This window comes from Streptomyces sp. NBC_00582 (genome assembly GCF_036345155.1).
In the GTDB taxonomy this organism is placed as follows: domain Bacteria; phylum Actinomycetota; class Actinomycetes; order Streptomycetales; family Streptomycetaceae; genus Streptomyces.
Map to the genome: position 1 here is coordinate 1,971,446 of NZ_CP107772.1, position 24,976 is coordinate 1,996,421.

The following is a 24,976-nucleotide window of genomic DNA, read 5'->3' on the forward strand; positions in this document are numbered from 1 at the left end:
TTCACTGTGATCCCGGGCGACCACAGGAGGGTGCTTCCCATGGGGGCTGGGCACGACCACGGCCACGGACACACGCACGCGCCGGCCACCGGTACGGCCGCGGCGGCGTACCGCGGCAGACTGCGCGTGGCGCTGGCGATCACGCTCGGCGTCATGGTGGTCGAGATCGTCGGCGGACTCCTCGCGGACTCCCTCGCGCTGATCGCGGACGCGGCGCACATGGCGACGGACGCGCTGGGCCTCGGCATGGCGCTGCTCGCCATCCACTTCGCGAACCGCCCGGCGAGCACCAACCGCACCTTCGGCTACGCCCGCGCCGAGATCCTGGCCGCGCTCGCCAACTGTCTGCTGCTGCTCGGGGTCGGCGGATACGTCCTGTACGAGGCGGTGCAGCGGTTCGTCACACCGGCCGGCACCGAGGGCGGGCTGATGATCTGGTTCGGCGCCATCGGCCTGGTCGCGAACATGATCTCGCTCACGCTGCTGATGCGCGGCCAGGCGGAGAGCCTGAACGTGCGCGGGGCGTTCCTGGAGGTGGCGGCGGACGCGCTGGGCTCGGTCGCGGTGCTGATCTCGGCCGTGGTGATCCTGACCACCGGCTGGGAGTACGCCGACCCGATCGCCTCGCTGGTGATCGGTCTGATGATCGTGCCGCGCACGGTGAAGCTGCTGCGCGAGACGCTCGACGTGCTGCTGGAGGCGGCGCCGAAGGACGTCGACATGGCGGAGGTGCGGGCCCATATCGTCGCGCTGGACGGGGTGGAGGACGTGCACGATCTGCACGCCTGGACGATCACCTCGGGGATGCCGGTGCTGTCGGCGCACGTGGTGGTGCGCTCGGACGTGCTGAACGCGATCGGCCACGAGAAGATGCTGCACGAGTTGCAGGGCTGCCTCGGCGACCACTTCGACGTGGAGCACTGCACGTTCCAGCTCGAGCCGGTCGGCCACGCGGAGCACGAGGCACGGCTGTGCCACTGAGCCGGTGACGCGGCGCCGCCGCACAGCCCCGGCGATTCGCACAGCCGTTCAGGACGGTTCCTCGCCCGGGCCTCCGGGCAAGATCACCCGGGGACCCGCCGCCGTGCGCGGGACGGGCGCGGCGTTCGTGTGAAGCGCCGGGCGGGCCGGGCGCGTGCGGCAGACTGGGGACGCGAGGACCGATGCTAAGGATGGGTATGCCGATCACACCTGCCACCGCTGCGCACAGCTCGTCGAGCGGCACCACGGAAGCGATCTTGCTGGAACTGGTCGACGAGGACGGCGTGACGATCGGCACCGAGGAGAAGCTCGCGGCCCACCAGCCGCCGGGCCGGCTGCACCGCGCGTTCTCCGTGTTCCTCTTCGACGAGCGGGGCCGGCTGCTGCTCCAGCAGCGGGCACTCGGCAAGTACCACTCCCCCGGTGTGTGGTCCAACACCTGCTGCGGTCACCCCTACCCCGGCGAGGCGCCGTTCGCGGCGGCCGCGCGGCGCACGTTCGAGGAGCTCGGGGTGTCCCCGTCGCTGATGGCGGAGGCGGGCACGGTCCGCTACAACCACCCGGACCCGGCGTCGGGCCTGGTGGAGCAGGAGTACAACCACCTCTTCGTCGGGATGGTGCAGTCGCCGCTGCGGCCGGACCCGGAGGAGGTCGGCGACACGGCGTTCGTGACACCCGACGAGCTGACCGAGCGGCACGCGAAGGACACCTTCTCCGCGTGGTTCATGACCGTGCTGGACGCGGCCCGGCCCGCGGTGCGGGAGCTGACGGGGCCGTCGGCCGGCTGGTGAGCCTCAGGGCGTCCGCAGCGGTTTGAGCGGCAGGGCGGCCCAGATCACCTTGCCGCCGCCAAAGGTGTGCTCGACGTCGCACACCCCGCCCGCCTCCCGGGTGATCTCCCGCACCAGGAGCAGCCCGCGGCCGTTGGTCTCCTCGTGGTCGGCCTCCAGGGCCGTCGGGCGGTAGGGGTGGTTGTCCTCGACGGCCACCCGCACCCACTCTTCGCCGACGGCCACCTCCACGGCGAGCGTCGGCGACAGCAGCGCCGCGTGCCGGACGGCGTTGGTGACCAGTTCCGAGACGATCAGCAGGAGCCCCTGGACCAGGTCCTCCGAGACGGGCACGCCCTGGCGGAACAGCAGGTCCCGTACGGCGTGCCGGGCCTGGGGCACCGAGGCGTCCACGGCGGGTGCGGTGAACCGCCAGACGCCTTCGTAGGGCAGCGGCGGCCGCTCGGGGTCCGCCGCGGACTCGACAGGGGCGTCCGCGCCGCCCTCTGGGCGTGGGTCGGGCCCGCGCCCGTGGTTGTCCATCGTCCGGTCGCCACCCTCGCGCTCGATTGTCACCACACGTCGAGTGTTGGGAACGAGCTGTGCCGCCCCGCGGGACTGACCAGAAGTCAGCGATTATCGAACGTTTCCGACCGTCTCCGCCCGGGGCGGTCGTGGGCGTGACCGTTCCTGATCCGACGGTGCCGTTTTCGCGCACTCTTCGGGTTGTACGGGTTCGGCGACCCCCTCGCCCGTTTCGTCCCCGGAGGCCGCCGTGACCGGGCCGGGCCCGCGGACGCTAGCATCCGGGCCATGGAGCCCGAACTGCTGCACGGCGTCACCGACGGGGTCGCCACCGTCGTCCTGCACCATCCGGCGAAGCGCAACGCCATGACCGCCGCGATGTGGGCCGCGCTGCCCCCGCTGCTGGAGGCGCTGGCCGCCGATCCGGCGGTGCGTGCGCTGGTGCTGACGGGCGCGGGCGGCACGTTCTGCGCGGGCGCCGACATCTCCACCCTCCAGGGGTCGCCGGAGGAGGCGCAGACGCTGGCCGTGCGCGCGGAGGAGGCCCTCGCGGCGTTCCCGAAGCCGACGCTGGCGGCCGTGAAGGGGCACTGCGTGGGCGGGGGCGCGCAGCTCGCGGCGGCCTGCGACCTGCGGTTCGCCGAGGAGGGCGCGCTGTTCGGGGTGACGCCCGCGAATCTCGGGATCGTCTATCCGTCCACGGCCACCCGCCGGCTGGTCGCGCTGGTCGGTCCGGCGACCGCCAAGTACCTCCTGTTCTCGGGTGAGTTGATCGACACCGAGCGGGCGCTGCGCACCGGTCTGGTCGACGAGGTGCTGCCCTCGGACGAACTCGACAAGCGGGTCGCCGAGTTCACGCGCATCCTGGTGACGCGCTCCCAGCTCACCCAGGCCGCCGCGAAGGAGTTCGCGAACGGCCGCACCGACCGGGACGCCCACTGGGCCGCCCAGGCCCGCGCGAGCGGTGAGACCGCGGAAGGCGTCACGGCCTTCCTGGAGCGCCGGGAGGCGCGCTTCACCTGGACCGTCACGCCAGGATGAACCGGCTGCGGGCCCGCAGGGCGTCGACGAGGTGCAAGGGCGCCTTGTGCGGGGCGCCGGCGTCGTAGGGCGGCTGCGGGTCGTACTCCGTGGCGAGCTGTACGGCCCGTGCGTGGTCGTCGCCCGCGATCCGGCCGAGCAGGGCGAGCCCCATGTCGATGCCGGAGGAGACACCGGCCGCGGTGACGTACTTGCCGTCGAACACGACCCGCTCGCCGGTGGGTTCGGCGCCGAACGCGGTGAGCTGCTCCAGGGCCAGCCAGTGCGAGGTGGCGCGGCGGCCCCGCAGGAGTCCGGCGGCGGCCAGCAGCAGGGAGCCGGTGCACACGGAGGTCGTCCAGGTGCTGGTCGCGTCCGCGGCGCGCAGCCACTCCGCGAGCGGCTCGTGGCCCATCAGATCGCTCTGCCCCGGGCCGCCCGCGACCACCACGACATCCGGGCGCGGTACGTCGCCCAGCGCCCGCTCGGCGACGACCGCGAGACTCCCCCGGTCGGCGCGGACGGGACCGGGCCGCAGGGACACGAACACGGTCTCCGCGCCGGGGGCCCGGGCGAGGACCTCGTAGGGGCCCACGGCGTCCAGGGCGGTGAACCGGTCGTAGACGACGATCGCGATCTGCATCGGGGTCCTCTCATGGTGGGTTCGGGGTGGTGGTGGCTGCGCGGGGATTCACCTGGGGGTTGCCGGGCGGAAGCGGCGGCGGTATTCCGCGGGGGCCGTGCCCAGGGCCTTGACGAAGGCGCGGCGCATGGCCTCGGGGGTGCCGTAGCCGCTGGCGCGGGAGATCTCCTCGACGCCGTCGGCGCTGTCCTCCAGGAGACGGCGGGCGTGTTCGAGGCGGACCCGGTCGACGTAACGGCCGGGCGTGATGCCGGTGTCGGTCCGGAACGCGCGGGCGAAATGGCGGGGCGAGAGCCGGGCACGGGCGGCGAGCGCCCCCACGCTCAGATCGGCGGCGGGGTGCTCGGTGATCCACTGCTGGACCTCCCTGAGCGGCTCGCGCCGGGCCGTCTGGGCGGCGAGCTGGGCGCTGAACTGGGCCTGGTTGCCGGGCCTGCGCAGGAAGACGACCAGATGGCGGGCGACGGCCAGCGCCGCGTCCCGGCCGAGGTCCTCCTCGACCAGGGCGAGCGCCAGGTCGATGCCGGAGGTGACGCCCGCCGAGGTGTAGACGTGACCGTCGCGGACGTAGATCGGATCGGGCTCGACCCGGACGGCTGGATGATCGCGGGCGAGGGTGTCGCAGTAGGCCCAGTGGGTCGTCACCCGCCGCCCGTCGAGCAACCCGGCCGCGGCCAGCCGGATCGCGCCGGTGCACACCGACACCAGGCGCTCCGCGCGCGGGGCGTGGGCGCGCAGCCAGTCGGTGAGCTCCGGGAGGTCCCGGCGGGTCCCCCGGCCGCCCGGCACCACGAGGGTGTGCGGGACACGCGCCCGCGTGAGGGCCTCGTCCGGGACGAGCGTGAGCCCGCTGGAGGTGCGGACCGGGGAACCGTCCAGGGAGGCCGTGCGGACACGGTAGGAGCCCGGTGTGTGGCGCTCGGCTCCCGTGAAGACCTCCAGGGGGCCGGTGACGTCCAGGCTCTGGACGTCGTCGAACAGGACGACGAGGACGGTTCGCTGCGCCATGCACACGATTCTTCGCCGACCGGCCGAGGGCGGCAAGGACGAGTTCCCCACCTTTCCTGCCATGGTGCGGGCGGCATGACCGCGCCCGGCCGAGGTACTCGGAGCACCCCGGCCGTGAGGCCGGGTGAGGAAAGGCACAGAGAAAACAGAGGAAGGGGAAGTTCGTGTTCCGTGCGATCGCTGACGTCCTGCGGCAGATCGGTGGTGCCGTCGCCACCGTCGTGACGCTGCCCTTCCGGGCGCTGGCCCGGCTCTTCGGCGGTGCCTCGGGCAGCGCGAGGAGCCGCAGGGCCTGATGTCGCGCCCTGGGCCACGACTGTCGGTGCCACCTGCCACAATTGCCGCGCAACCTCAGTGGAGAAGGCGGTACGGGTCGTGACCACACCCCTCGTAGGGTCCATCGAAGGCAGGATCGCCGAGGAGCTCGGCGTACGGGAACGGCAGGTCAAGGCCGCCGTGGAGCTGCTGGACGGCGGCTCGACGGTGCCCTTCATCGCCCGCTACCGCAAGGAAGCGACCGAGATGCTCGACGACGCGCAGCTGCGCACGATCGAGGAGCGGCTGCGCTATCTGCGGGAGCTGGAGGAGCGGCGGACGGCGATCCTGGAGTCGGTGCGCGAGCAGGGCAAGCTCACCGAGGCCCTGGAGGCGCAGATCCGCGGTGCCGAGACGAAGGCGCGCCTGGAGGACATCTACCTGCCGTACAAGCCCAAGCGGCGCACCAAGGCGCAGATCGCCCGCGAGGCGGGTCTGGAGCCGCTGGCCGAGGGCCTGCTCGGGGATCCGGGCGTGGAGCCGCTCGCGGCGGCGGCCGCGTTCGTCGACGCCGACAAGGGCGTCGCCGATCCGCAGGCCGCGCTGGAGGGCGCGCGGGCGATCCTGACCGAACGCTTCTCGGAGGACGCGGACCTGATCGGCGAGCTGCGCGAGCGGATGTGGGTGCGCGGCCGTCTCGCCGCGAAGGTCCGCGACGGCAAGGAGGAGGCGGGCGCGAAGTTCGCCGACTACTTCGACTTCGCCGAGCCGTTCACCGAGCTGCCCTCGCACCGGATCCTGGCGCTGCTGCGCGGTGAGAAGGAGGAGGTCCTCGACCTCGTCCTGGAGCCGGAGGAGCCCACGGAGGGTCCCTCGTCGTACGAGGGGATCGTCGCGTCGCGGTTCGGCATCGCCGAGCGCGGGCGGCCGGGCGACAAGTGGCTGACGGACACCGTGCGCTGGGCCTGGCGGACCCGCATCCTCGTCCACCTGGGCATCGACCTGCGGCTGCGGCTGCGGACGGCCGCCGAGGACGAGGCGGTCAACGTGTTCGCGGCGAACCTGCGCGACCTGCTGCTCGCGGCGCCGGCCGGCACGCGCGCGACGCTGGGTCTGGACCCCGGTTTCCGTACGGGGGTGAAGGTGGCCGTGGTCGACGCGACCGGCAAGGTCGTCGCGACGGACGTCATCTACCCGCACGTCCCCGCGAACAAGTGGGACGAGGCGCTCGCGAAGCTGGCGCGGCTGGCGAAGGAGCACGCGGTCGACCTGGTCGCGATCGGCAACGGCACGGCGTCCCGGGAGACCGACAAGCTCGCCGGCGAGCTGATCACCAGGCACCCGGAGCTGAAGCTCACCAAGGTGATGGTGTCCGAGGCGGGCGCCTCGGTGTACTCGGCGTCCGCGTTCGCCTCGCAGGAGCTGCCCGACATGGACGTCTCGCTGCGCGGCGCGGTCTCCATCGCGCGCCGGCTGCAGGACCCGCTCGCCGAGCTGGTGAAGATCGACCCGAAGTCGATCGGCGTCGGCCAGTACCAGCACGACCTGTCCGAGGTGAAGCTGTCGCGTTCGCTGGACGCGGTGGTGGAGGACTGTGTGAACGGCGTCGGCGTGGACGTCAACACGGCCTCGGCGCCGCTGCTCGCCCGGGTCTCCGGGATCACCTCCGGTCTCGCCGAGAACATCGTGGCGCACCGGGACGCCAACGGGCCGTTCACGTCGCGTACGGAGCTGAAGAAGGTGCCGCGGCTCGGCCCCAAGGCGTACGAGCAGTGTGCGGGCTTCCTGCGGATCCGCGGCGGCTCCGACCCGCTGGACGCCTCCAGCGTGCACCCCGAGGCGTATCCCGTGGTCCGGCGGATGGTGAAGACCTCCGGCCAGGAGGTGGCCTCCCTCATCGGCAACACGGGGGCGCTGCGCTCGCTGCGGCCGGCGGACTTCGTGGACGACACCTTCGGTCTGCCGACCGTGACCGACATCCTCAAGGAGCTGGAGAAGCCGGGACGCGACCCGCGGCCCGCCTTCAAGACGGCCAGCTTCAAGGAGGGCGTGGAGAAGATCTCCGACCTCGCGCCCGGGATGGTCCTGGAGGGCGTCGTGACGAACGTGGCGGCCTTCGGGGCGTTCATCGACGTCGGCGTCCACCAGGACGGGCTGGCGCATGTCTCGGCGCTGTCGAAGACGTTCGTCAAGGACCCGCGGGACGTGGTCAAGCCGGGTGACATCGTCAAGGTGAAGGTCCTCGACGTCGACATCCCGCGCAAGCGGATCTCGCTCACCCTCCGCCTGGACGACGAGGCGGCACCCCAGGGCCAGGACCGCTCCTCCGGCGGGGGCCGCCCCCAGCGGGGCGGCGGACGCCCGCCGCAGCAGCGCCAGCAGGGCGACCGCCGCGGCGGCAACGGGGGCCAGCGCGGCGGCGCCGGCACCCGCCAGACCCCGCCCCCGGCCAACAGCGCGATGGCCGACGCCCTACGCCGAGCGGGCCTCCTGGACCCGAAGAAGGGCCGCAGCTGAGAGAGGCGCTGAACGGGCCCTGGTGTCTTGCCGGGGCCCGCCCGCCGGGGCGAAGCCCCGAAAGGGGCGCGGGGAACCGCGCGACCAGCCACAACGCACCCGCACCCGCACCCGCATCCGACGAACCGCGGCCGCCGCGCCCCGCTCCGGCCCAGCGCCTAGCGTTCCGTCACCTTGCCGGAGGCCACCTCCAGCCGGCGCGTCACCTGGACCGCGTCCAGCATGCGCCGGTCGTGGGTGACCAGCAGGAGCGTGCCCTCATAGGCGTCGAGGGCGGACTCCAGCTGTTCGATGGCCGGGAGGTCGAGATGGTTCGTGGGCTCGTCGAGGACGAGGAGGTTGACGCCGCGCCCCTGGAGGAGGGCCAGGGCGGAGCGGGTGCGTTCCCCGGGTGACAGGGTGGCCGCCGGACGCAGGACGTGGTCCGATTTCAGACCGAACTTGGCCAGCAGGGTGCGCACTTCGACCGGTTCGGTGTCGGGTACGGCCGCGCAGAAGGCGTCCAGCAGGGACTCCGAGCCGTGGAACAGCTTGCGCGCCTGGTCGACCTCGCCGACCAGGACCCCCGATCCGAGCGCCGCGTGCCCCGCGTCCAGCGGCACGCGTCCCAGCAGCGCGCCGAGCAGCGTCGACTTGCCCGCCCCGTTCGCGCCGGTGACCGCGACCCGGTCCGCCCAGTCGATCTGCAGTGTCACCGGACCGAAGGTGAAGTCCCCCCGCCGTACCTCCGCCTCCCGCAGCGTGGCCACGACCGCGCCGGAGCGCGGGGCCGAGGCGATCTCCATCCGCAGATCCCACTCCTTGCGGGGCTCCTCGACGACCTCCAGCCGTTCGATCATGCGCTGGGTCTGCCGTGCCTTCGCGGCCTGCTTCTCGCTGGCCTCGCTGCGGAACTTGCGGCCGATCTTGTCGTTGTCGTTGCTCGCCTTGCGGCGGGCGTTCTTCACGCCCTTGTCCATCCAGGAACGCTGCATCTGCGCGCGGTCCTGGAGCGCGGCGCGCTTGTCGGCGTACTCCTCGTAGTCCTCGCGCGCGTGCCGGCGGGCCACGTCCCGCTCCTCCAGATAGGCGTCGTAGCCGCCGCCGTAGAGGTTGATCCGCTGCTGGGCGAGGTCGAGTTCGAGGACCTTGGTGACGGTGCGTGTGAGGAACTCGCGGTCGTGGCTGACGACGACGGTGCCCGCGCGCAGCCCGGTCACGAAGCGTTCGAGCCGCTCCAGGCCGTCGAGGTCGAGGTCGTTGGTGGGCTCGTCGAGGAGGAAGACGTCGTAGCGGGACAGCAGCAGCGAGGCGAGGCCCGCGCGGGCGGCCTGGCCGCCGGACAGGGCCGTCATCGGCTGGTCCAGGCCCACGCCGAGGCCCAGGGAGCCGGCGATCTCCTCGGCGCGTTCGTCGAGGTCCGCGCCGCCGAGGTCCAGCCAGCGCTCCAGGCTCGTCGCGTACGCGTCGTCCGCCCCCGGTGCGCCGTCCACCAGGGCCTGGGTCGCCTCGTCCATGGTCCGCTGGGCCTCGGCGACCCCGGTGCGGCGGGCGAGGAACTCCCGGACGGACTCGCCGGGGCGGCGCTCCGGCTCCTGGGGCAGATGGCCGACGGTCGCCGTGGGCGGGGAGAGCCTGAGCTCGCCCTGCTCGGGCGCGACGAGCCCGGCGAGCAGCCTGAGCAGCGTGGACTTGCCCGCGCCGTTGGCACCGACCAGCCCGATCACGTCACCGGGCGCGACGACGAGGTCCAGCCCGGAGAAGAGGGAGCGGTCGCCGTGTCCGGCGGCGAGGTTCTTGACGACGAGGGTGGCGGTCACAGGTCGTAGATCCTAGTGGCCCCGGGGAGGACCGGGCTCCCGGGTATCGGCGCTCTCGCCGTACCCCCCTCCCCTCGGCTACCGTCCGCCCGTGGACAGTCGTGGGCAGGACGAGGTGGTCGTGATCGGCGGCGGGGTCATCGGGCTGACGACCGCCCTGGTCCTCGCCGAGCGCGGCCGGCGGGTGCGGGTGTGGACGCGGGACCCGGTGGAGCGCACCACCTCGGCCGTGGCCGGTGCGCTGTGGTGGCCGTACCACATCGAGCCGATGGCGTCGGCGCGGCGCTGGGCGCTGCGCTCGCTGGAGGTGTACGCGGAGCTGGCCGAGCGGCCCGGGGAGACCGGGGTGCGGCTGGCCGACGGGGTGATGGGTGACACGGACCTCGCGGACGTCGAGAGCTGGGCCGCGGACCGGCTGCCCGTGCTGCGCCGGGCCACCGAGGAGGAGTACGGGGCGGGGCCGGCCGTCTGGGCGCGGCTGCCGCTGATCGACATGGCGGTGCATCTGCCGTGGCTGCGGGAGCGGCTGCGGCGGGCGGGCGGCTCGGTCGAGGAGCGTACGGCGACCGAGCCGGCCGAGGCCGCGGCGCCGGTCGTCGTCAACTGCACGGGCCTGGGCGCACGGGAACTGGTCGGCGACCTGTCGGTGCGGCCCCAGCGGGGCCAGCTCGTCGTCGTGGAGAACCCCGGCATCGACACCTGGATCGTCTCCGCCGGCCGGGACGGCGCGCCCGCGTATCTCTTCCCGCAGCCGGGACGACTGCTGCTGGGCGGTACGGCCGAGGACGACGCCTGGTCGATGGACCCGGACCCGGCGGTCGCCGAGGGGATCGTACGGCGCTGTGCGGAGCTGCGCCCCGAGGTCGCCGGGGCACGGATCCTGGACCACCGGGTGGGCCTGCGCCCGGTGCGGCCCGCGGTGCGGCTGGAGCGGACGACGCTGCCGGACGGACGGCTCCTGGTGCACCACTACGGCCACGGCGGCGCGGGCGTGACGGTGGCCTGGGGTTGCGCGGAGGAGGCGGCCACCTTGGCCACCCCCTCGACTGCGACGCCCTAGTAGGGCCTGGTCAGGTTCGTATGGGGGTGGGTATGTCGCGGTGGCAGGTGGGGCAGGCACCGTTCCAGGTGGCGAGGAGTGTCTGGAGGTCGCGGACGACCTGGTAGAGGCTCAGGCCTGCACGGCGTCTTTTGGGTCTCGTGCCAGTCGTTGCAGGGTGCAGAAGGCGTGGGCGGCGGAGACGAGGGTGACGTGGTGGTGCCAGCCGTTCCAGGTGCGGCCCTCGAAGTGGGCAAGTCCCAGGGCCTGTTTCATCTCGCGGTAGTCGTGCTCGATGCGCCAGCGCAGCTTGGCCAGCCGCACCAAAGTGGCCAGCGGCATCCCGGAGGGCAGGTCTGAGAGCCAGAACTGCACCGGTTCGGGTTCAGTGGCGGGCCACTCGGCCAGCAGCCAGCATTCGGGCAGTTCAGGACCGTCGCTGGTCTTGCGGACGCCTCGTCCGGCGGGTCGCACGCGTAGCGCCACGAACCGCGAGTACATGCGTTTGAAGGCGCTGATCGACTTGCCGGGCCGGGAGCCTTCCCTCCAGGACACCGGCCTGGCAGCTGCCCGCCCGGCTGCGATGACCCGCTCTTTCATGGTCTGCGCAGGCTCGGGGTACTGCATTGCCGGTGGCCGGCCAGTGCCCGCGTAAGCGGGCTGGACGGGCCGGGCATCGGCCGGATGAGCGGTGTGGCGGGAGGAAATGCCCACCACATAGGGCAGGTTGCGTTCTTCCAGGCCGTGGCGGAAAGCGGCGGCATCCCCGTAACCGGCGTCCGTGACGACCAGGGGAATGTCGATGCCCCACGACCGGGTCTCGTCGATCATGTCCAGGGCCAGCTGCCACTTCTCCACATGCCCCACCCGGTCGGGGATGCCGCAGCGGGTGCGGCGGGCGACCTTGTCCGGGTCCGCCTCCGCAGAGGCCGGATCCCAGGACGCGGGCAGGAACAGTCGCCAGTTCACCGCAGCCGAGGCATGATCCCGGGCCAGATGCAGCGACACCCCGACCTGGCATTTGGTGACCTTGCCCGCGGTGCCGGTGTACTGCCGCGACACACACGCCGAGGCGTCCCCGTCCTTCAAGAGTTGGGTCGGGGACGGGACGCCATGCACCCTCTCGGGTGTCGGTTTTCCCATCCCCGCCCGCCGAACCGGACGTGCCCGTTGGCCGAGCATCCGGCTCTCCACGTGATCCGATGGATCAGGCGAGGTATTCACTGACCTGACCGACGAAGGCCACATCGTCGTGGCTGGTCCGGCGGAAGCGAGCCCCGCGTGGATCGACCTCGTCGATGTTGTAGGGCGTGCTGATCTGCGCTCCGCGGAAGCGGTAGCGTTCGACCTTCATCTTCGCCGGGTTGTAGAGAACGATCCCGCCCTCTGCGATGCTGTCCGCTGGGAAATATCGGCGTCGCATCTGTTTCCAGGTCATGCGGGGGTGCTTGCGGCGAATCCAGAGATTCATTCTCCGCCACGCGTACCAGCCGAGGTACGAGAACGTCTTCTTCGAGACGCCGTAGCGGAAATAGGCTGCCCAGCCCCGAAGAACCGGGTTGACCGCCCGCAGCACCTCCTCCAACGAGAGCGAGGTCATACCACGCCCCGTCAACTTCTTGATCTTGTGCATCACCGATGCCAAAGCCTGCTTGGCCGGAATGGTGAGCACAACACGACGACCTCCGCCCCAGGGCCTGCGCTGGATGTGGAAGCCCAGGAAGACGAACCCGTCGTCGATGTGTGTGATGTGGGTCTTCTCGTCCGAAAGGGTCATCTTCAGCCTGTTGGCCAGCAGCACACCGATCTCCGTCTTCAGTGCTTCAGCCTCTTCCCTCGTGCCGTGCACAAGCACTACGAAGTCATCGGCGTAACGCACCAGCCGGAAGTTCGGCAGTCCCTTGCGACGCCGATGCTGCCGACGCCAGGCCGGGGTCATCTCGATGTCCCAGATCCGCGAGAAATGCCGGTCCAGGACGGAGAGATAGATGTTCGCCAACAGCGGTGAGACGACTCCTCCTTGCGGAGTTCCGGTGAGGGACTCCGCGAATCCACCCTGCAATTCGACAACTCCGGTCCGCAGAAACGCGCTGACCAGCCGCAGAACCTTGCGGTCCTTGACGCGCTCGGCCACCAGGTCCATTAGGACGTGGTGATCGACGTTGTCGAAGCAAGCCTTGATGTCGCCCTCGATGACCCACTCGTAGTTCGACGGCTTACTGGTGAAGTGGTGGATCTCGGCGATGGCATCCTGAGCCCGACGTCCAGGCCGGTATCCGTAACTGGATGGATAGAAATCGGTTTCGAAGATCGGTTCCAGGACCAGCTTGAGAGCCATCTGCGCCACCCGGTCGCGCAGAGTCGGGATACCCAAGTAACGAACCTTTCCGTTCTTCTTGGGAATCACCGCCTGCTTGACCGGAAGCGCCGTGAAAGACCCGTCCTTGAGCGAAGAGCGAAGCTCCTCCAGGAACGGAATCAATCCATGACGTTCCTCGACGTGATAACGGGTGACCCCATCCACGCCCGCTGTCCTGGCACCCCGGTTGCCAGAGACCCGTTCCCAGGCCACCAATAATGTGGCCTGATCACAGATCAAGTTGAATACATCATCGAACCGGCGATCCGGTTCGGCCCTTGCCCATCGGTGCAGCTTGATCTGGTGATCGAGTACCCGTCGCTCAGCCGTCATACTGCCCGGCCAAGTTGTTGTCGACGGCACGTCGTTATTCAACAACGTTCCTCCCCGACAGCAGTCCTGCTGCTATCACGCTGCCGCCCTTTCCCGTGTGACCGGCTTTCCCGGCCTCTGAGTACTACGGCGACTCCGCCACGATCTGGCGTCATCAGCGGGCATTGCGCCTGCCCGCCGCCCGGCCGGCTGCCGGACGGGGAGGGCGATGCCAGATCGCTTCCCACGTTCACTGAGAATCTTTGCGACGGCTTCGGTGCCCGGCTTTACCCCGGCAGCATCGCCACGGACCGCATATCGCAGGATTGGTCCGGGCCTCCCGACGTGCCACAAGCTAAGGACGTCAGGAGAGGAGAGGCCACCGGATAGAGCACTCTCCAGCACTGCAGCGCGGTCCATCCACCAGATTTGGCAGACCGCTGACGACTCACGGGGCTTCAACCACCGGTTCAGTTTCCTTGCACCCATTCCGTCTTCGCTTGCGGGCACGAACCATCTGGTGGTCTCGGTTCGCCCCTACGTTGTCGAGGCCGCTTCCAGCTTCACCCCAACCCAGGGTTCCGCCTGCCTCCAGCTTCAGCCAGTCACTGCGATGACCAGCGGCGGGTTCTCCCTCCCGCTCGATTCCTCAGCGCCTCGTGGCGCACAACCGGTGTCGTCGACGATCAACGCCTCCGCCCCGATCGCCTCCTGCATTCTCCAGGCCGTCCGGGCCCGCACATGCGCCGGATCCCACGGGCTCGTCGTCACAAAGTGGGCCAGGGCCTGCCGGTTGCCGTCCTCACCGAGGCGGGCCGCCATCGGCTCCACCGACTTGCGCCGGCCGTCCAGTAGCAGCCCGCGCACATACGCCTGCCCCCACCGCCGCTGGTCCGCACGGAAGAACCCGTCGAACAACTCCGCAGCGAATGCCTCCAGGTCCTCCCGGACCCCGGCCATCTCCTCAGGTGTCACACCACCCCAACGACCCTCATGGGCCAGCAGACACTCCACCCACGAGTGAAGATGACCAAGCCCTACTAGGGGGGCGCGGGAAACTGCGCGACACGCCACAACGAACCCGCAGCCGGCCGACCACACGCACCGGCCCCTACGGAATCCGGTACGCCCCGCGCGGCGCACGGACACCGTCCAACGGACCGGAGCCGGCCCCGCCCTGCGCAGACCCGGAGGTCGCCGCCGCAAACGCGGCGCTGCCTCCCACGAACGGCACCCTGGCCGACGTGCGAGCCAGATCCACGCTCAGCGCGGGCGTATCGGCAGGCGGATCGATGAGGTCCTTGTCGGTGCCCGCGACGATCAGCGCGAGCCGGTGACCTGCGGGTACGACGTGGTCCGTCGCGGCCAGGCCCAGCGTGATCGTGTACCGCCCGCCCGGGGTGAGCGGGACGCCCTTGCCGGGATCGGCGTAGGTGCCGAGGTCGGCCCAGCCACGGCTGAGGACCGTGTACGCGACGTCGGCGGTCTTCGCCGCGGTCTCCTTGAAGCAGGCGCTGTCGCCGGCCGTGCTCTCGCCCCAGCAGGTGCGGTCGGTGAGGGTGGTGATGCCCTCGCCGGCCGCCGCGTAGTCACGGACGGTGTCGGGACCGACGTCGACGAGGACCGCGCTGAGGTGGGCCGTCGGGGTGCTCGGGGTGGCGGTGACGGTGACCTGTGAGGAGCCGGCCAGGCGCAGATCGCGGGTGAGCGCCCCGGTGACGAAGCCGGCCTTGGCGGGGGTGGGCGTGTCGATCTGCGCGGCCCAGTCGGTCTCGCTCAGCCGTGGGTCGTCGGTGAAGGTCTCGGTGCCGGTGCCCTTGCGCAGGCCGAGTGTGCCGACGCCCGGCCGGGTCCCGGTGGCGGGGCGCAGGGTCGTGGGCCGAGTGCCGCGCGGCGGCCAGACCTTCGAGGTGGCCCACTGGTCGGGACGGCGCTCGACGTCGGCCATCGGCTCACGGTCGATTCCGTTGTCGTAGCCGAGGAGTTCGTGGTCGAACCAGCGGTGCAGGGTGTCGACCCAGGCGCCGCGCCGGAAGTCGAAGGGGTCGACGTGGCCGGTCTGGGAGAGCCAGATCTTCCGCTCGACGCCGTTCTTCGCGAGGGCGTCCCACCACTGGCCGACGTGCCGGGTCCGGACGTTGAGATCCTGCATGCCGTGGACGAGGAAGACGCTCGCCCGTACCTTGCGGGCGTCCTTGACGTAGTCCCGTTCCGTCCACAGGGACGTCCGGTCGCCCGTGCGCGGGGCCTGCTCGACGAGCTTGCGCTGGACGGCGGCGCACCTGGCGCGGGCGTCGGGGCTGTCGACGTAGTCGGAGAGCCAGTCGGGGCCGGAGTCGTAGAGGGGGGCGCCCTGGGAGAAGTAGTAGTCGTACCAGGAGGAGATCGCGGAGATCGGGACGATCGTCTTCAGGCCCTTCACTCCGGTGGCCGCGACGCCGTTGGCGATCGTGCCGTCCCAGCTCTTGCCGATCATGCCGGTGCTGCCGTCGGTCCAGGTCGCCTCGGCGGTGGTGGTGCCGGTGCGGGTGGTGTAGGCCCTGGCGCGGCCGTTCAGCCAGTCGACGACGGCCTTCGCGGAGAGGATGTCGGAGCGGCCTCCGACGTCCACGCAGCCGTCGGAGCGGTTGGTGCCGGCCAGGTCGACGCCGACGAAGGCGTAGCCGCGGGGCACGAAGTAGTTGTCGTAGAACAGCGGCATCCGGACGACGTTCCCGGCGGAGTCGTACGTCTTGCGCTGGCTCTCGTTCCCGCGTCCGCAGCACGAGTAGTAGGGGCTGGCGTCCATGATGACGGGGACTTTGCGGCCCCGGGCGGCGGGTTCGCGGGGGCGGACGATGTCGACGGCGACCCGGTCGTGTCTCCCGTCGCCGTCGCCGTCGAGTCGGGTGTCGACCCAGACGGCCTCGCGGATCGCCTGCGCGTAGGAGTACACGGGCCGGCTCTCGCGCGGGGCGCCGTGCGCGGTCACCGGGGTCGGGAAGCCTGCCACCAGCAGGGTGAGGGCGGCGGTCGCGAGCGTTCTCCAGATCGTGAAGCGCGTGCGTTTCGGCATGCGCGGGACGGTACATCGGTCAACTCCCGCACAGAAGAGGGCATCTGTGAGCCGACTGTGACCGCGGGCGCCTCGTGTGGCCGGAACACGTCGGTGCGGTTGGTGCGGTCATGACGGCCGAATGGCGATCGTGTGACGGGGGCGGCGGTGGACGCGGTCCGCGCACAGGGACTCAATAGGCTGCGAACAGCCCTGGTACCCCCACGACTTGGAGCTCTCGTGCACCGCAGATTCCTCGTGCCCGGCGCACTCGCCGCCGCGTCCGTCCTGCTGGCGATCCCGGCGTCCGCCGCGGGCGCCTCCCCCGGCGCGCCGGGCATCGGCGACCCCTACTACCCGGCGTACGGCAACGGCGGGTACGACGTCTCCCACTACGACCTGCGGCTGACGTACCGTCCGGCCACGGACGAGCTGGCGGGGACCGCGACGATCCTCGCCCGGACCACCGAGGACCTGTCGAGCTTCGACCTGGACTTCCTCCTGGACGTCAGCGAGGTGCGGGTCAACGGGGCGACCGCCGCGTTCGCCCGTTCCGGTGAGCACGAACTGGTCGTCACCCCGAAGGCGCCGCTGGCGAAGGGGACGGCTCTCACCGTCGTCGTCCGGTACTCCGGGGTGCCGTCCAGTTTTCCGAACGGCGAAGCGCATGCAACGCTGCTGACCTGGGGTGATGCGTCACGTAGGTGTTCGCGACGTGGTGTTCTCAGTGCCCAGTGCGCTCTCGATCGTGTCCGCGTGGAGGGAGAAGGCGGCGCTGAACGCCTCGCTGGCCGGGTCGAGACCGAAGTGGGTTGCCATTGCAGCTTCGACGGTTTCGCCGCACTCCTCGAGGAACCGTTCCAGCTCTCGCAGCAGCCGGACGAGTGAGGCGGCCTGGTCGCGGTGGAGGTGGATCACGGCTGGGGGATTCGTCACGACCTGGTCTGTTCGAGGAGTTGGACTTCGAGGTCGGCGACGCGCTTGTCGGCGAAGCGGAGGTTGGACCGGGCGCCTTCGAGGCGTTCCTGCAGGGTCCGGTGCTCGCGGGTCAGCTGCTGAACGCGGTGCCGGAGGGTGGTGTTCTCGGTAGTCAGGGACTGAAGTGACTCGCCGGGGACCATCTGGTCGAAGTCGCGGATCTGGCCCATGAGCTCGCCGATCCGCTGCCGCTGGGACAGGACCTCCTTCTGGGTGCGAGTGAGCTCGGCCTCGGCGTTCAGCGCGCGTTCGCGCCAGGTCGCCTCGATCTGGTCGTGCTGCTGCTGGGCCTGACGGTCGTGGCGGCTGCGGCTGTCGGTGACGGTGTTCGCCACGAGCACGCGGGCCTCAGTGTTCTCGTAGAGAAACGTGGCGGATACGCCAGCGCGCTGGGCAATGCCGCGGATCGTGGGCCGGCCGCGTTCGCGGCGGAGCTGGCCGATCGCGGTGGAGACCTGTTCCAGCTTCTGCTGGGTCTGGGTGCGGCGGGCCGCGATGGCTGCTGCTGTGGATTCTGGCCTCACGCGGCTTCCTCATCAGTCTCGGCTTCGTGGCGGGCGAGTTCCTGGGCGCGGAAGGCCGTGCTCCAGACGCGGCCGAAGTAGTCCTGCGGCCGGCGGAGGTCAAGGGTGAGCGCCTCGTCCAGGAGCCCGACAGCGGCCAAGGCCTTCTCCAGGCCGTCGATCGCGCGGGCGGTGGGCTCGAAGAAGTCGTGGAGGTAGTCGGCAACCTTGGGGTCGTCAGCGCCCTCGGCGACCGTGCGCCACTGCTCGCGCTTGCGGTGCCAGTAGACGAGGTCGGCGCCGGAGAGGACGAACTTGTCGCAGTTGTGGCAGTCCACGTTCCAGGGGCAGGCATCACCGTTGACGACAGGCTGGAAGGTGCAGAACCCGCCTTCGGCGGGGGTGGAACGGCGGGTGAGGTCGATCGCAAGGGCCTCGGCCTGTTCGCGGGTCATGTCCTCGCCGGCGGACAGGACCAGGCCCGGCTCCGCCGAGCCCGGTCCTGCGACCCAGACGGCGTTGAGAGCCTGTTCGAGCTTGGGATCGGTGTTCGCGAGGTGGACGTAGTGCTCGGCCATCGCGTCGGAGACCTGGCCGAGATAGCGCTTCACATGGGTGAGGTTCGCGCCGGCCTTGAGGAGGTTGGTCGCCAGGGTGTGGCGGGCCTGATGGGCGACGCAATGAGCGAGATCGAGGGTTGCCACCCAGTCACTGAAAAGGCTCTGGAACCATCCGTAGCTGACACTCTTGAGGAGTGACCGGTTGGTTCCGCGCCGAGGGAACAGGGCGATCTCCGACCGCTCCTGCGCGGTCGGCGGGCGGCCGTGCCGCTGGACGAACCGGGCGATGGTCTTGGCCTGGCGCTGCCCGATGGCCTGGAAGAGCCGCTCCGGGATGCGGATACCCTCGTCCATGTTCCCGACCTTGGTCTGGTCGTGCCAGAACATCGGCAAGCCCTTGTAGCGGCCGATGCACTCCAGCCTCACTTCGAGAACCTCCCCGCATCGGCGCCCGGTCAGTACCAGCGCTTCCCAGACCAGCCGCAACCCACGATCCTCGACATCCATGTCGTCAAAACGCTGCAGGTTGGCCCCGTTGGCCAGTGCTCGGGCCATCTCGTCGGAGAACGGCTTGCGGCGCCCGCCCCGGCTGTTCCCTCCGTGGGGAAGAGCCACGACGAACGCGTTGTCCACTCCGAGCTGGGACGCCCGGCCGTTCTCCATCGCCGCGCGCAGGACCTGCCGGGCTCCGTCGAACACCCGGCTGACGGTCGCAGCCTTGACCGTATTGGGTTCACCCGTGCGGACGTCGTGGATGGCCAGGGACTTCAGTCCGTGCGACGCCCTGTAGCGCTGGTCGACCACGAAATCGAGCATGTGCTGGCGCGTCAGGAACGAGGGGTTGTGGCCTCCCTCCGGAGCACGGCTCTCCAGGAAGGCGGACAACTCCATGCAGCCGCGCTTGGGGTTCGCGATCGGGGTGATGCTCCGCGGCGGATCGGTCAGCAGCCGGTTTTCGAGCCACTCCCAGAGAAGATCACGCAGCCACCGCTGCGACACCCCGGTCAGATCGACGTGGCCCGCGCTCTGCTTGAGCCGGACACCGAAGTGGTCCAGCTCGATGTAGCCGATCTCCTTCGTGTCCTCCCGCGTGAAGTAGAGCAACTGCAGATACCGGAGCATCCGCCTGGCGATCTTCGACACGTTGACGGAGTCCTGCCGGAACCGATCAAGATCAAGATCGGCCAGGGAGGAGACATCCTGAAGCCGGCAGTAGTTCACCACCCGCTGTACGAACGTCAACGGCCAGTGAGCCCCCTCGGTCGGGCCCTGGATGTGCTGAACAATCGTCCATTTGATCTCCGCCCGCACCAGCGGCCGCAGCCCGAGCAGGGAAAGCCTTCCGTCCATCCGCGCGATCGGGTTCTCCTGCACGCACCAGCGCTCGAACGCCGCGCGGTCCTCGTAGAGGGCCTCCGGCCGCTCCGCCGGCAGGTGCTTGCCGGCCGCACCCCCGCATCGGGCTCCACCCGGCAGGCCGGCCGCCTTGTAGCGAGACCCGTGCACAACGCAGAAGCCGAGCCACTGCGCCGCCGGGTCCGAGCAGGCGACCACCCGGCATTTCCCGAAGTCCGGATACGGCTCCCGGCCGATCAGGAACACATCGACGCCGTCGGGCCTGCCCTTCCGACGCTGGTAAGCCTGCCAGGAGACGAGGTTCTCCGTGTGCAGGTAGCAGAGCCCCTCGCCTCCATAGGCCAAGGCGTGAGGGCAGACCAGGCAGGGCGTCCGACCCCGTCCCCCACGCGGCTGCAGGGGTTGCGCCTGGTCCCTGAACCCGACGATGTCCCCGCCCGCCCGCTGCCACTCGCCCCATTCCCCGTCGTGGGTGCTGCAGAACTCCCGGGTGGTCTCACGGCCCCGCTCGCATCCCGCGACACGGCATCGCCATCCGAAGGCTGGATGGTCGGGGCCGACCGTGATCACGTCGCTGCGGAACACGGGATCGAATCTCGGGGCCGCGATCAGCGTCTCCAGGAGTTCGAGCCGGTCGGTGGTCGTGCGCGTCGGCGACGTTGATCCGACGCCGACGATCGGAAGAAGCGGAAGGCGTGTGGTCACTCGGACTCCCCCCAAACCGTCCGCAGGGCCGAGCCGAACTCGGGGGAGTGCAGGTCCGGGTGCCCGTAGACCTCGTCGACCATCTGGGCCGACGCCCAGTTGCCGACCGTCTTGGCGATCATGCTGTCACCGCCGGTGACGTCCATGACGTCGTTGGTGAACTGGTGGCGGAATGCCTGCGGCTTGATCCGTCCTGGCAGGCCGGCCCGGCGCCCCGCCCGGCGCAACACGCTTCGCGCCGCGTCCGCGGTCCACGGCTCGCCTCGGGCGGGGCCCGCCAGCTGGATCAGCAGCATGCCGTGCGCGGAGGCGTACCGCCTGTACTCCGTGGTCATGTAGACGAAGTAGCTACTGATCATTGCCGGGCTGACCAGGTAGATCTCCCCTTTGGTCACCACGCCGTCGACCACAGCCCAGTCCGGCTTGATCTTCGCCGCTGCCCGGTTGGGATTGCCCCTGCGATGGCACACGTGCACGTGTGGCGCCTTGCAGTCCCCGCACTCCGCATTCTCGCGCAGGTGCAGATCGGACAGGTGAAGGCCCGCCAGCCCCCCGATCCGCATCGTGGTGTCGGACAGCCAGGTCACCACCATCCGGTCACGAGCCGTGTTCACGGCGCCCAGCAGGCCTTGCCGAGCCCCGTCGGGCAGCATCTTCGGGTGACGGCGCTTGGCGGGTCGGCTCGGGCCAAGAGGGTTGGCCGGCATGGACTTCTTCACGTGCCCCAGGAAGGCCCGGCTGCGGTCGGCCTTCGTCGGCAGTCGCCTCCCGGCAAACTCGGCCACCAGCGCGTCGTTGACCCCACCACCAGCGCAGACGTGCAGGTAGAAGCCCTTCAGGCACGCCGCGGCGACCTGAAGCGCCGAGTCCCCGCAGGGGCGCTTCGGCGGAACCCGCCACGGCTGCCCGTGGGGCATCATCACCTTCGCGCCGATCGCTCCCATGTAGCGATGGAGGTCCAGGAGTCGCACCTTCTCGGTCGACAGCCCTTCCCGAACACGCCAGCGCAGGTGATCGACGAGGCAGTACGCGTACGTCTTCTGCGTGCCCGAGCCATCGAACTGACGTAGGAACCCGTCCGACTCCTCGTCGACCAAGCCGTCGGGCCACAAAATCGTGTACGCCCATCCACCGCCCGCAGGAACCGTCTGGACCCGCAGGTCCTGCAGGACCATCCCTGTTCGCACGTCAGCTCCCGTCCGTCATGTTGACTACGTAACGGAAGAGTTCCAGGGTGTTCGGTAAATCAGTCCATAACGTGCTGAAATGTCCTACTGACGGACTATCAAGTGACGCAAGGGCCGTTCGGAAAAGTCGACGAAGAGCGCGTACGGCTTCTCGACCTGGCACCGCACCCCGGACGGCGCGGTCGCGGCGGACGAGCCCGAGTCGGCCTGGTGGTGGTTCCCGAGCAACGACCACCCGCTGGACAAGGCGACCTACGACGTGTCGGTGGCCGTGCCCGACGGCACGCGGGCGATCTCCAACGGCACGCTCCAGTCAACGACCTCGCGGCTCGGCTGGACGCGCTACGCCTGGCGCGAGACCAAGCCGCAGGCGACCTATCTGGCCACCCTGGCGCTCGGGAGGTTCGACGTCACCACCGGCACCTCGGAGGGGGGCGTCCCCGTCGTCAACGCCTACAGCGAGGACCTCGGCGACAACGAGGGTGCGGCGCGGGCCAGCCTGGAGCGCACGGGGGAGATCGTCGACTGGCTGAGCGGCTATTTCGGGCCGTATCCGTTCGGCTCGGCGGGCGGGTACGTCCCGAACACCACGACCGGGTTCGCGCTGGAGACGCAGACCCGTGTCTACTACAGCCCACGGCAGTTCGCGAACGGTTCCAACACCTCCGTCGTCGTGCACGAGCTGGCCCATCAGTGGTACGGGGACTCCGTCTCCGTCAAGGGCTGGAAGGACATCTGGCTCAACGAGGGCTTCGCCCGGTACGCGCAGTGGCTGTGGTCCGAGCACGAGGGCGAGGGCACGGCGCGGGAACTCGCCGACTACGTGTACGCCTCGCACCCGGCCGACGACCCGTTCTGGACCGTGAAGCCGGGTGACCCGGGCGCGGACAAGCAGTTCGACATCGCCGTCTACGACCGGGGCGCGCTGGCCGTGCAGGCGCTGCGGAACGAGATCGGCGACGAGGCGTTCTTCGCGGTCCTCAGGGGCTGGCCGCAGACGCACGCCTACGGCAACGCCGACATCGCCGACTTCCGGGCGTACGCCGAGCAGGTCTCCGGCAAGCGGCTCGGCACCCTGTTCGACACCTGGTTGTTCCAGCCGACGAGGCCGGCGGCACCGGCGGCGCTCGCCCGGGCCTCTGCCGCCCCCGTGCAGCCGAAGTCGTGGAAGAGGATCGAGGCGACGAACGGCGTGCACGAGCACTGAGGCGGCCGGCGCGAGCAGAACTGACGGCTCCTCAGACCCTGCACGGCGTCCTTGCTCACGGGTGGTCCACTCTCTGGTGCGCCCGGACCCCGTGGGTCCGGGTGTCCGTACGGTCGTGGCCGGCGACTCCCGGGTAGGGGCACGGACGAAGGCAGCGGCTTCCCGGAGCCCCCGCCCTCGCACGTGTCCCAGGTCACAGAGCGTTACTTCTCACACGGCCGCCCCCCGGGCGGCGATACTGCTGCTCATGACGATCGAGACCGACGAGCCGCCCCTCACGGTCGACGAGCTGGCCGCACGCGCGGGGGTCACGGTCCGCACGGTCCGCTTCTACGGCACCAGGGGTCTGCTGCCGCCGCCCGTGATCGGCCCGCGCCGGGTGGGGCACTACGGCCCGGAGCACCTGGCACGTCTGGAGCTGATCGAGGAGCTGCAGCGCCAGGGCATGACCCTGGCGGCGATCGAGCGCTACCTGGCACAGCTGCCGCCCGGCCTCGACGCGCACGACCTCGCCGTCCACCGGGCGGTCGTGGCGTCCTGGGCGCCGGACACCGGCGAGACGGTGAGCCGGGAGGAGCTGCGGCGGCGGGCGGGACGGCCGCTGTCCGAGGAGGACGTGCGCCGGCTGGTGGCGATGGACGTCGTGGAGGCCGCGGCCGACGGCGGGTACCGGGTCGACTCCGGGCTGCTCCCGCTCGGGGTGCGGCTGCTCGACGTACCGCTGTCGCAGGAGGTGATCCTCGCGGCGCGCACCGCGCTGATCGAGCACTCGCGCGCCGCGGCGCAGGAGCTGTCCGGGCTGCTGCGGGAGGCGGTGGCCGAGCGGGACGCGCGGGACGTGCGGTCGCTGACGGCGCAGATGCGTCCGCTGGTCGTCCAGGCCCTGCTGACGACGTTTCAGCGTTCGCTGCGCGAGGAGCTGCGGCTGTGGTTGTCGGAGGCGCAGACGGGCGGCTGAGGGGCGGCCGCCCCACGGCGGGTCAGCCGGCGGCCCCAGGCCTGGCCGGGCGCCTCGATCCAGCGGTACGTCAGCGCGCACAGCGGCAGCAGCACCGCGACGAAGGCCACCAGCAGCAGGGGTTCGTCGCGGCGCTGCCGGCCGATCGTGCCGTCGACCGCCGTGAGCAGCACCGGATGCAGCAGGTAGACCGAGTAGCTGATCATGCCCAGCGCGGCCACGGCGCGGGGGATGCGCCGTCGGCGCACGGCGAAGGCGGCGGCGAAGGTGAGCGCGGCCAGCAGGAACGCGGTGATCCAGCCGCGCCGGGTGAAGTAGTGGCCGTCGCCGTACCAGCAGGCGCTGCCCACCGCGCAGAGCAGCACCACGGCCGCCGCGCGGACCACGGCCCGCGGGCCGCACGCGCCGTGTTCGGCCCGGTGGACGGCGGTGCCGAGGAACATCACGGCGAGGATCACGAGGCTCTCCCACTGCGGCACCGTGCTGTCGAACGCCACCAGGGCGAGCGCCAGGATCCCGCCCAGCACTCCCCCGGTGACGCGCAGTGCGGGCGGGCCGGCGCTCGCGCAGCACACGGCGACGACCAGGACGACCGCGGCGACGGCGATCAGCGGGCCGGTGCCGGTCAGGCCGGCCAGAGCGGAGACCGGCAGCCCGCCGCCCAGGAGCGCGCCGACGGCGGCGAGCACGGCCAGGGTGACGGCGACCGCCGCCGACCGCCGGTGCTGACGGACCGTGAACAGGGCGACGACCAGCAGACAGAAGGCCATCTCGTACGACAGCGTCCACAGGACGAGCAGCAGACCCGGCGTCCCCAGCAGTTCCTGGAGCAGGGTGAGGTGGGCGACGGCCACGGCGACGGCGTTCTGACCGCCGCGCGTCCGGGTGACCCCCGCGAGGTCGAGGGCGAGGAGCGTGCCGACGGCGAGCGCCCACAGCGGGTAGAGGCGGAAGATCCGGCCGGTCCAGAAGGCGCGGACACAGCCGCGGCGCTCCAGCGAGGCGGGGATGACGTAGCCGCTCACGAAGAAGAACACCATGATGCCGTAGCGGCTGGTGCTGACGTACGGCATGAGGTCCCGCCGGAACTCCGGCACGAAGGTGGCGGACGCGTGGTCGAACACCACCACGAGTGCCGCGACCGCGCGCAGCGCGTCCAGCCAGTCCATCCGTGTGCGGGGCGCGCCGTTCACTCACGTCTCCTTGTCCCGGGAGGTCCTACGGCCGTTCTTGGACCGGGGCGCGAGGAGCGTTACGCGG

General features: G+C 70.7%; 17 protein-coding genes and 4 pseudogenes. 9 read left to right on the forward strand and 12 right to left on the reverse strand.

Features of this window, described 5'->3' with window-relative positions; translation table 11 throughout:
- The first annotated feature begins 39 nt into the window (after nucleotides 1–39).
- Together OG852_RS08315 and idi are read left to right on the forward strand one after the other, a co-directional pair.
- Nucleotides 40–981: a cation diffusion facilitator family transporter gene (locus OG852_RS08315; protein WP_133918187.1), complete on the forward strand. Its 942-nt coding sequence runs from the start codon at nucleotides 40–42 to the stop codon at nucleotides 979–981.
- A gap of 197 nt (nucleotides 982–1,178) precedes the next feature.
- Nucleotides 1,179–1,772: an isopentenyl-diphosphate Delta-isomerase gene (gene idi / locus OG852_RS08320; RefSeq protein WP_133918186.1), complete on the forward strand. Its 594-nt coding sequence runs from the start codon at nucleotides 1,179–1,181 to the stop codon at nucleotides 1,770–1,772.
- 3 nt (nucleotides 1,773–1,775) lie between these two features.
- On the opposite strand, the gene OG852_RS08325 is transcribed toward idi, so the two are convergent.
- Nucleotides 1,776–2,294 carry an ATP-binding protein gene (locus tag OG852_RS08325; RefSeq protein ID WP_330351419.1) on the reverse strand — a complete coding sequence of 173 codons (519 nt, stop codon included), beginning with the start codon at nucleotides 2,292–2,294 and terminating at the stop codon, nucleotides 1,776–1,778.
- A gap of 270 nt (nucleotides 2,295–2,564) precedes the next feature.
- On the opposite strand from OG852_RS08325, the gene OG852_RS08330 reads away from it, so the two are divergent.
- Nucleotides 2,565–3,317: an enoyl-CoA hydratase/isomerase family protein gene (locus tag OG852_RS08330; protein WP_133918185.1), complete on the forward strand. Its 753-nt coding sequence runs from the start codon at nucleotides 2,565–2,567 to the stop codon at nucleotides 3,315–3,317.
- Here OG852_RS08330 and OG852_RS08335 read toward each other — a convergent pair.
- Together OG852_RS08335 and OG852_RS08340 are read right to left on the reverse strand one after the other, a co-directional pair.
- Nucleotides 3,304–3,939, reverse strand: coding sequence for a DJ-1/PfpI family protein (locus OG852_RS08335; protein WP_330347478.1), 636 nt, complete (start codon nucleotides 3,937–3,939; stop codon nucleotides 3,304–3,306). The two genes, OG852_RS08330 and OG852_RS08335, sit on opposite strands and share 14 nt — an antisense overlap.
- 48 nt (nucleotides 3,940–3,987) lie before the next feature.
- Entirely contained in the window at nucleotides 3,988–4,947 is a 960-nt protein-coding gene (locus tag OG852_RS08340; RefSeq protein ID WP_133918183.1) for a GlxA family transcriptional regulator, read from the reverse strand.
- 164 nt (nucleotides 4,948–5,111) lie between these two features.
- On the opposite strand from OG852_RS08340, the gene OG852_RS08345 reads away from it, so the two are divergent.
- Nucleotides 5,112–5,243: an LPFR motif small protein gene (locus OG852_RS08345; RefSeq protein ID WP_330347479.1), complete on the forward strand. Its 132-nt coding sequence runs from the start codon at nucleotides 5,112–5,114 to the stop codon at nucleotides 5,241–5,243.
- Nucleotides 5,244–5,322: 79 nt separating this feature from the next.
- Nucleotides 5,323–7,719, forward strand: a complete 2,397-nt coding sequence (locus OG852_RS08350; protein WP_133918182.1) for a Tex family protein — start codon at nucleotides 5,323–5,325, stop codon at nucleotides 7,717–7,719.
- A 158-nt stretch (nucleotides 7,720–7,877) separates the two neighbouring features.
- On the opposite strand, the gene OG852_RS08355 is transcribed toward OG852_RS08350, so the two are convergent.
- Nucleotides 7,878–9,518, reverse strand: a complete 1,641-nt coding sequence (locus OG852_RS08355) for an ABC-F family ATP-binding cassette domain-containing protein (RefSeq protein WP_133918181.1) — start codon at nucleotides 9,516–9,518, stop codon at nucleotides 7,878–7,880.
- Between the two features lie 91 nt (nucleotides 9,519–9,609).
- Here OG852_RS08355 and OG852_RS08360 point away from each other — a divergent pair, with 91 nt between their 5' ends.
- On the forward strand, nucleotides 9,610–10,578 hold the full coding sequence (locus tag OG852_RS08360) for an FAD-dependent oxidoreductase (protein WP_330347480.1): 969 nt from the start codon (nucleotides 9,610–9,612) through the stop codon (nucleotides 10,576–10,578).
- Nucleotides 10,579–10,689: 111 nt separating this feature from the next.
- Here OG852_RS08360 and OG852_RS08365 read toward each other — a convergent pair.
- From OG852_RS08365 to OG852_RS08380, 4 genes and pseudogenes are all read right to left on the reverse strand, one after another.
- Nucleotides 10,690–11,781 (reverse strand): annotated as a pseudogene (locus OG852_RS08365) (IS701 family transposase); the annotation flags it as partial.
- A complete protein-coding gene (ltrA, locus tag OG852_RS08370) occupies nucleotides 11,765–13,291 on the reverse strand; it encodes a group II intron reverse transcriptase/maturase (protein ID WP_330347481.1) in 1,527 nt (508 codons plus the stop codon). The gene ltrA and the pseudogene OG852_RS08365, both read right to left, overlap by 17 nt.
- 606 nt (nucleotides 13,292–13,897) lie before the next feature.
- Nucleotides 13,898–14,188: pseudogene (locus tag OG852_RS08375) on the reverse strand (transposase); the annotation flags it as partial.
- Nucleotides 14,189–14,339: 151 nt separating this feature from the next.
- Complete coding sequence (locus tag OG852_RS08380) at nucleotides 14,340–16,283, reverse strand: Xaa-Pro dipeptidyl-peptidase (RefSeq protein ID WP_330347482.1); 1,944 nt, start codon at nucleotides 16,281–16,283, stop codon at nucleotides 14,340–14,342.
- Nucleotides 16,284–16,502: 219 nt separating this feature from the next.
- On the opposite strand from OG852_RS08380, the pseudogene OG852_RS08385 reads away from it, so the two are divergent.
- Nucleotides 16,503–16,910: pseudogene (locus OG852_RS08385) on the forward strand (M1 family peptidase); the annotation flags it as partial.
- Nucleotides 16,911–17,194: 284 nt separating this feature from the next.
- Here OG852_RS08385 and OG852_RS08390 read toward each other — a convergent pair.
- From OG852_RS08390 to OG852_RS08400, 3 genes are read right to left on the reverse strand one after another with little or no spacing between them, the layout of a single operon-like run.
- The gene (locus OG852_RS08390; protein WP_330347483.1) at nucleotides 17,195–17,764 is read right to left on the reverse strand and encodes a hypothetical protein; all 570 of its coding nucleotides are present in this window, start codon (nucleotides 17,762–17,764) and stop codon (nucleotides 17,195–17,197) included.
- Nucleotides 17,761–20,364 carry a tyrosine-type recombinase/integrase gene (locus OG852_RS08395; protein WP_330347484.1) on the reverse strand — a complete coding sequence of 868 codons (2,604 nt, stop codon included), beginning with the start codon at nucleotides 20,362–20,364 and terminating at the stop codon, nucleotides 17,761–17,763. The genes OG852_RS08390 and OG852_RS08395 overlap by 4 nt, the downstream gene beginning before the upstream one ends.
- On the reverse strand, nucleotides 20,361–21,551 hold the full coding sequence (locus OG852_RS08400; RefSeq protein ID WP_330347485.1) for an integrase: 1,191 nt from the start codon (nucleotides 21,549–21,551) through the stop codon (nucleotides 20,361–20,363). The genes OG852_RS08395 and OG852_RS08400 overlap by 4 nt, the downstream gene beginning before the upstream one ends.
- Nucleotides 21,552–21,678: 127 nt before the next feature.
- Between OG852_RS08400 and OG852_RS08405 the strand changes: the two are divergent.
- Nucleotides 21,679–22,758 (forward strand): annotated as a pseudogene (locus OG852_RS08405) (M1 family metallopeptidase); the annotation flags it as partial.
- 247 nt (nucleotides 22,759–23,005) lie between these two features.
- Complete coding sequence (locus OG852_RS08410) at nucleotides 23,006–23,716, forward strand: MerR family transcriptional regulator (RefSeq protein WP_330347486.1); 711 nt, start codon at nucleotides 23,006–23,008, stop codon at nucleotides 23,714–23,716.
- Here OG852_RS08410 and OG852_RS08415 read toward each other — a convergent pair.
- Nucleotides 23,656–24,885, reverse strand: coding sequence for an acyltransferase family protein (locus tag OG852_RS08415; RefSeq protein WP_330351420.1), 1,230 nt, complete (start codon nucleotides 24,883–24,885; stop codon nucleotides 23,656–23,658). The two genes, OG852_RS08410 and OG852_RS08415, sit on opposite strands and share 61 nt — an antisense overlap.
- Nucleotides 24,886–24,976: the final 91 nt, after the last annotated feature.

Excerpts from the sequence above, each read along its gene's own strand:
- OG852_RS08335 (WP_330347478.1), bottom strand. The coding sequence starts at position 3,939 with ATGCAGATCGCGATCGTCGTCTACGACCGGTTCACCGCCCTGGACGCC.
- OG852_RS08340 (WP_133918183.1), bottom strand. The coding sequence starts at position 4,947 with ATGGCGCAGCGAACCGTCCTCGTCGTCCTGTTCGACGACGTCCAGAGC.
- idi (WP_133918186.1), top strand. The coding sequence starts at position 1,179 with ATGCCGATCACACCTGCCACCGCTGCGCACAGCTCGTCGAGCGGCACC.
- OG852_RS08410 (WP_330347486.1), top strand. The coding sequence starts at position 23,006 with ATGACGATCGAGACCGACGAGCCGCCCCTCACGGTCGACGAGCTGGCC.
- OG852_RS08380 (WP_330347482.1), bottom strand. The coding sequence starts at position 16,283 with ATGCCGAAACGCACGCGCTTCACGATCTGGAGAACGCTCGCGACCGCC.
- OG852_RS08415 (WP_330351420.1), bottom strand. The coding sequence starts at position 24,885 with ATGGACTGGCTGGACGCGCTGCGCGCGGTCGCGGCACTCGTGGTGGTG.
- OG852_RS08315 (WP_133918187.1), top strand. The coding sequence starts at position 40 with ATGGGGGCTGGGCACGACCACGGCCACGGACACACGCACGCGCCGGCC.
- OG852_RS08330 (WP_133918185.1), top strand. The coding sequence starts at position 2,565 with ATGGAGCCCGAACTGCTGCACGGCGTCACCGACGGGGTCGCCACCGTC.
- OG852_RS08325 (WP_330351419.1), bottom strand. The coding sequence starts at position 2,294 with ATGGACAACCACGGGCGCGGGCCCGACCCACGCCCAGAGGGCGGCGCG.